The sequence below is a fragment of the Streptomyces sp. ActVer genome, assembly GCF_027270795.1.
Lineage (GTDB): Bacteria > Actinomycetota > Actinomycetes > Streptomycetales > Streptomycetaceae > Streptomyces > Streptomyces umbrinus_A.
Genome location: NZ_JAPWHT010000097.1, coordinates 21646 through 27645, shown reverse-complemented (window position 1 = coordinate 27645; position 6000 = coordinate 21646). Strand labels below are relative to the sequence as shown.

Annotated in this window: 6 protein-coding genes; all 6 read right to left on the bottom strand. The window is 69.6% G+C overall.

What is annotated here, in order from left to right; genetic code table 11:
• A partial coding sequence (locus tag O3Q52_RS18095; protein ID WP_269649817.1) for a HAMP domain-containing protein occupies positions 1-697 on the bottom strand: 697 nt, incomplete at its 3' end.
• The gene (locus O3Q52_RS18090) at positions 694-1437 is read right to left on the bottom strand and encodes a response regulator transcription factor (RefSeq protein WP_269649816.1); all 744 of its coding nucleotides are present in this window, start codon (positions 1435-1437) and stop codon (positions 694-696) included. The genes O3Q52_RS18095 and O3Q52_RS18090, both read right to left, overlap by 4 nt.
• Before the next feature lie 50 nt (positions 1438-1487).
• Entirely contained in the window at positions 1488-3701 is a 2214-nt protein-coding gene (locus O3Q52_RS18085) for a glycosyltransferase family 39 protein (protein ID WP_269649815.1), read from the bottom strand.
• 17 nt (positions 3702-3718) lie between these two features.
• Positions 3719-5008, bottom strand: a complete 1290-nt coding sequence (locus O3Q52_RS18080) for a bifunctional glycosyltransferase family 2/GtrA family protein (protein ID WP_269649814.1) — start codon at positions 5006-5008, stop codon at positions 3719-3721.
• A gap of 153 nt (positions 5009-5161) precedes the next feature.
• Complete coding sequence (locus O3Q52_RS18075; protein ID WP_332112919.1) at positions 5162-5740, bottom strand: fumarylacetoacetate hydrolase family protein; 579 nt, start codon at positions 5738-5740, stop codon at positions 5162-5164.
• An 18-nt stretch (positions 5741-5758) separates the two neighbouring features.
• Positions 5759-5989: a hypothetical protein gene (locus O3Q52_RS18070; RefSeq protein WP_269649812.1), complete on the bottom strand. Its 231-nt coding sequence runs from the start codon at positions 5987-5989 to the stop codon at positions 5759-5761.
• Positions 5990-6000: the final 11 nt, after the last annotated feature.

Below are 6000 nucleotides of genomic sequence, written 5' to 3'. Positions count from 1 at the left end.
GCATGGAGTTCAGGACCCGGCCCAGCCGTCCGATCTCGGTGCGCGGATCGGTGTCGGGCAACCGCAGACCGAGCCGGCCTGCGGTGATGTCCTCGGCGGTACTTTCCATTCTGGTCAAGGGCAACAGGCCCAGCCGGACCACCCACCGGCCCAGGGCGAGCAGGGCAACGATCGTGACGGCAAGCAGGACTGCGTTCAGCCACAAGACCTTCGAGGAGGCGCCGTCGACGGTGTCGAGCGGCAGGGTGACCACCGCGCTCATTCCGTCCGGGCCGGGGTTGAGCATCACTCGCCAGCGGCCGTCACCGCTCGTGGCAGGCATGGTTTCCGGATGTCCGTCCCGCAGACCGAGGTCCTGCGCCGCATCGGCCAGCTGAGGTCCCGGCTTTGATTCGGAGCCGAGGGAACCGTTCAGGCGGTGGCCTGAGGCGTCGTAGAAGTAGACGTGGAAATCCGAGGGCAGCACGTCCAGTTGTTTCCCCGGCGCCGGGAGTGTGCCGTCCAGGGCGTCGTAGAAAGCCGGTGCCGGTGGGTGGAACTCGACGAGTTGCTCGTCGACCCTGTCCAGCAGCCAGGACCGAAGCACTACGTAACCGATGGCCTGGGAAGCCAGGACCGCCGCGGTGGCAAGCACGGTGACACCCACGACGAGGCGTCGTCTCAGTGATCTGGGCGGCCAGGGCAGGAGGTGGGTCACTGCTCCGACGTCCCTGCGTGGTCGCGGGAAAGACGCAGGCTGTAGCCGACACCGCGCACGGTCTGGATGAGGGGTGGATCGAAGCAGTCGATCTTCTTGCGGAGGTAGCGGACGTACGTCTCGATGATCCGCACGTCGCCGGCGAAGTCGTAGCTCCAGACGTGGTCGAGGATCTGGACCTTGGTCACCACCTGGCCCGCGTTCGCCAGGAGGTAGGCCAGGAGCTTGAACTCGGTGGGTGACAGCGCGATGTACTGCCCCGCGCGGTGCACCTCGTGGGCGCCCTCGTCGAGTTCCAGGTCGGCGTAGCTCAGGACGCTCGGCATCACCCGTGCCGTGGTGGCCGGAGCCGTTCGGCGCAGGATGGCCTCGATGCGCAGCAGGACCTCCTCGATGTTGAACGGTTTGGAGACGTAGTCGTCTCCGCCCGCGCGCAGGCCGCTGACCCGGTCGTGGGTGCCGGTGCGGGCGGTGAGGAACAGGATCGGACAGTCGTTCCCCGCCGCCCGCAGCCTGCGGGTCACCTCGAAGCCGTCCAGGTCGGGCAGCATCACGTCGAGCAGCACCAGGTGCGGTTCGAGACGTTCGACCTCCAGGAGGGCCGACTGTCCGGTGTCGGTGCTGCTCACCTCGTATCCGGTCAGACGGAGCGTCGCCTCCAGCAGCGTACGGATGCTGGGCTCGTCCTCGACGACGAGGAGCCGATGTCCCGGCCTCGCCGCTGGGGGCCTGTCGGTCATGACGTCTGCTGATCCGTTCTGCCGTCTGGTGGTGCCCGCTCCGGCCCGGGTTACTTGGCCGCGCAGTCGTAGAGCACGCTGGCTCCCCCGAATCCCATCACACCCCCGCTGTCCTCTTCGGAGGACGTTCCGCCATAGGACGACGCCGGCACCTTCGTGCAGTTGTCGGCGATCCAGTCGGAGCGCTGCTTGGCGTATCCGCCTGACATGCCGCCCGGCCCGCCGCCGTTGGTGCCGGAACCCAGGATGTAGCGAAGTTCGCCGTTCTTGGTCCATTCCTTCAGCTGGGCCACCGACGGCGCGTTGTCGCTGTTCGTGAAGCCGCCCATGCCGATGACGGTCTCGTCGGTGCCGAGGATGAAGGAGCTGGCGGACAGGGCTCCGCCCTCGACGGCGAGCTTGATACGTGCGTCGGGCGCCTGCTTCACGGCGTACTGGAGGATCTTGCGCTGGTCAGCGGTGAGTTCCCCACCGCCGCCGGGACCGCCGCGCCCGCCCGGGGCACCTCCCGAGCCGGCTCCTGGCATACCGCCCCCCGCTCCGGCCGTGGGCATGCTGGAAGGCATCCCGGACGGCATTCCGCCGGGCGATGGTGCACCGGACCCGTTCGAAGACCCGTCGGCGCCGGGGAGGCCCGGCATGTTCGACGGCATTCCGGACGGCATGCCCGACGGCATGTCTCCGCCGTTTCCACCCTGCCGGGGCATGCCGCCGCCTCCGCCGAAGCCCATCGTCGTCGGCCCGGCCGTCGGGTTGGAGCCCCCCATGCTGGTGGAGCCGGGCACGCTCACCGCCCAGGCTCCGGGGGCGACGAGGACCGATGCCACCGCCGCGCCCACGGCAACCGTCAGCAACCGGGCGTTCCGTCGTGCCAGCACCAGCAGGACGACGGCGGCGCAGCCCACGAGCAGTACCGGCCACACCAGCCAGCCGTTCCAGTCGGGTACACGGCGGACCAGCACCACCGCCCAGATCACGCTCACCACGACCCCGGCTGCTCCGGCCAGGGGCGCCCAGCGGAAGCCCGCACGGTGCACACGGACCAGGCCGGCCGTCAGCCCGCCGCACAGAGCGGCGATGGCCGGGGCGAGTTGGGTGGTGTAGTACGGGTGGAAGATGCCCTTCTGGGTCGAGAACACGGTGGCGCAGACCACCAGCCAGGTTCCCCACAGCAGCCAGCCGGATGCCGGGAGCAGGGCGGAGGCGGGCAGCTTCCCGCGTCGGTGCAGCACCGCCACGACGACCGCGCCGGCGAGCGCCAGCCCACAGAGGGGCAGCAGCCAGCTGATCTGACCGCCCACCTGCGAGTCGAACATCCGGGTCAGGCCGGAATCACCGCCGAACCCGCCGGGGAACCCGCCACCGCCTCCGCCGCCACCCATTCCCTGGGGTGCTCCGTCACTGGAGCCGAAGACCCGCCCGAGTCCGTTGTAGCCGATCACGAGGTCCCAGGCCGAGCCGTCCTCACTGCCGCCGATGTACGGGCGGTCGCCCGGCCACAGGGCGACCATGGCGACCCACCACAGGGAGGACGCCGCCAGGATGGCTCCCGCGCCCAGCAGACGCCGCACTCGCGGTATCCAGGCGCCGCTTCCTCCCACGAGCCAGGCGACGGCGAACGCGGGGACGACCATCCAGGCGGCGAGCATTTTGGTGAGGAATCCGCACCCGATCAGGAAGCCGCTCGCGCACAGCCACCAGGTCGCTGCCCTGCCCTCCGCCTGCAGCGCGCGGGTGAGAGCGTACGCCGCCGACACCAGCAGCAGGACCAGCAGCGTGTCCGGGTTGTTGTCCCGGTTGATGGCCACGGTGATGGGCGTGAGCGTGAGCACCAGGGCGGCGACCAGCGCCGCGCCCTCACCCGCCCAGCGGCGCACGGTGCGGTGCAGCACCAGCACCGCAGCCACTCCTTCGAGCACCTGCGGCAGGATCAGTGCCCACCCGTGCAACCCGAAGATCTTGCTGCTGATCACCTGCGGCCAGAGCGCGGCCGGGGGCTTGTCGACCGTGACGACGCCGATCGGGTCGAAGGAGCCGAAAAGGAAGTTCGTCCAGCTCGTTCCCATCGACTTCACGGCCGCCGAGTAGTAGCTGTTGCCCCAGCCCAGGGAACCCAGTGCCCATCCGTACAGGATCGCCGCGAGCACCATGACGGCTCCGAGTGCCGCGGGTGCCGCCCAGGTGGGCAGCGAGCGGACTGACGTACGCCTCCCGGCGTGCTCCGAAGCCGCCGGTACGGACGTGATGTGCGCGTAGTTGCTCATGTCTCGTTTCGCTCTCGTCAACTGGTACGGCTGCGGGGGCCGGCGAAGACGGCCAGCCGCAGGGTGGCGAAGCGCACGCCGGTGACGGCGACGGATGCCGCGGCGAGGACCGCGGTCTCGGCGGCCGGTGAGGCGCCGGGATCGAGCCACTTGAACCACAGCACCGCCCCGGAGGTGACCAGGTAGCCAAGGACGAACAGGCCGCCGGCACCGAGATGGGCGCGGGCGGGCGCGGTGGAGGAGTGCCGGAAGGTGAGGCGCCGGTTCGCCTCGGTGTTGAGGACGGTGAGGACGAACAGCGAGACCAGGTTGGCGACGGCGGGAGTCCACCAGCCGCGTGCCAGCCAGTACAGCAGGGCCTGCCCGACCGTGGAGACGACGCCGATCGCGATGAAGCAGCCGACCTCCCACGACAGCACTCCACGTCCCGTGGCGGGTGCGAGGACTGCGTCGGGGTGCTCGGCGGACGGGGCGGGGCGCGGTCGTATGGCGACGCGGGCGCCGCCGGAGGCCTTGAGTCGCGCCATGCGCCACAGGCCCCGCAGGTCGTCCGTGGCGGTGCTCACCACGTCCACCCGGGTGTCGACGTCCTCGACCCAGTCGACCGGCACCTCGTGGACGCGCAGTCCGTTGTGCTCTGCGAGCAGGAGCAGCTCGGTGTCGAAGAACCACGCGTCGTCGCGGGTCACCTCCAGCAGCGGCCGAAGCACCTCGGTACGGGCCGCCTTGAACCCGCACTGGGCGTCGGTGAAACGGACACCGTGGGTGAGCCTGATGATGCCGTTGTAGCAGCGGGAGACGAACTCGCGGCGCGGCCCGCGCACCGTGCGCGCTCCGGGTGCCAGCCGGGAGCCGATCGCGAGGTCCGAGTGCCCGCTGGCCAACGGGGCGACCAGTGGGAGCAGCCCGTCCAGGCCGGTGGACAGGTCCACGTCCATGTACGCCACGATGTCCGCGTCGCTGGCGCCCCAGACGGTGCGCAGGGCCAGCCCTCGCCCCTTACGGTCCAGGTGGACGACGCCTACTCCGGGCAGTTCGTCGGCGAGGCGGCGGGCGGTGGCGAGGGTGTCGTCGGTGCTGGCGTTGTCGGCGACCGTGATCCGCCAGGGGAAGGGGAATCCCTCGGACAGCCGCGCGTGGAGGGTGTGCAGGCACCCGGGCAGGGCGCGCTCCTCGTTGTAGACCGGCACGACGATGTCCACTGTCGCAGTACCGGCTTCCGGGAGAAGCGAACGGTCGACCGGCTGGAATGGCGCCGGCCGCTCTACGCGGGCGGCGATTTCGGTGAGGTGGGGGGTGGGAGTCATGGATTCCTCAGGCATGAGGGGACGGCAGACTGCGGCTCACGGGCCCTGTTCCAGGGCCACGGCCTCACTGTTGCCGCCCCGCCTGTGGGGGCGGGGGGAGGATACCGAGAACTGACGGAGAGTCAGATCAATGGCCGAAAGCACTCCCACGATTCACTTTGAACTCGGCCGCATCACGATGTTGCGGTGTTCACCGACGCCTTTGATCACACTGATCACCTGTGTTCCCGGCCGAGGAGGTACCTCGTGTCTACGACTGGTACCGGTTCCGGCCGGCGTTCCGGTCGTGATCAGATCGCCGGGCAACAGGGTGACGGAGCTGCTGACGTGCGCAATGACGGTGGCGACGTCGAAGATCAGTTCCGAGGTGTTCGCCTTCTGCGTGACGCGCCCGTCCACGAGACAGTTCATCGTCAGGCCGCGAGCGCCGATCGGCGCATCATCAGCGGTGATCAGGGCCGGCCCCACCACAGTGGCGACAACAGCGGACGGGATGTGCTCCGGGCCGTTGCGCACCGCGACGTCGTTGACGACGGTGTAGCCCGCGACATGGCTCAGGGCCGACCGGGCCGTCACATCACGGGCCCTTCGCCCGATCACCACACCGAGCTCCACACCCCAGTGCACATCCTGCCCCTCGGCCGGCAGGCGGATGTCGTCGTCGGCACCGACGACCACATGGCCGTCGTTGCGCACGGAGAACTCCGGCGCGGCAGGGACGGGACACCCCAACTCCCTTGCCCGGACAGCTTAGTTGAGGCCGACGGCAACCATCTTGCCCGGTCGGACGATCAGTGGTGCATAGGAGACGTCGTCCAGCCTGTGACGCTCACCGACATCGGCATCGGCCCGGTCCCACCAGCCGTCGCCGGACGCGATCAGCGCCCCGACGTCCGGGTACGGCAGCAGCACGCAGTGCCTTTTGTGCACACGCGCGGCGGCCGTACGGTTCCGCCCCAGTCGTACGGTGCTGAGTTTCACCGCTGAAACTC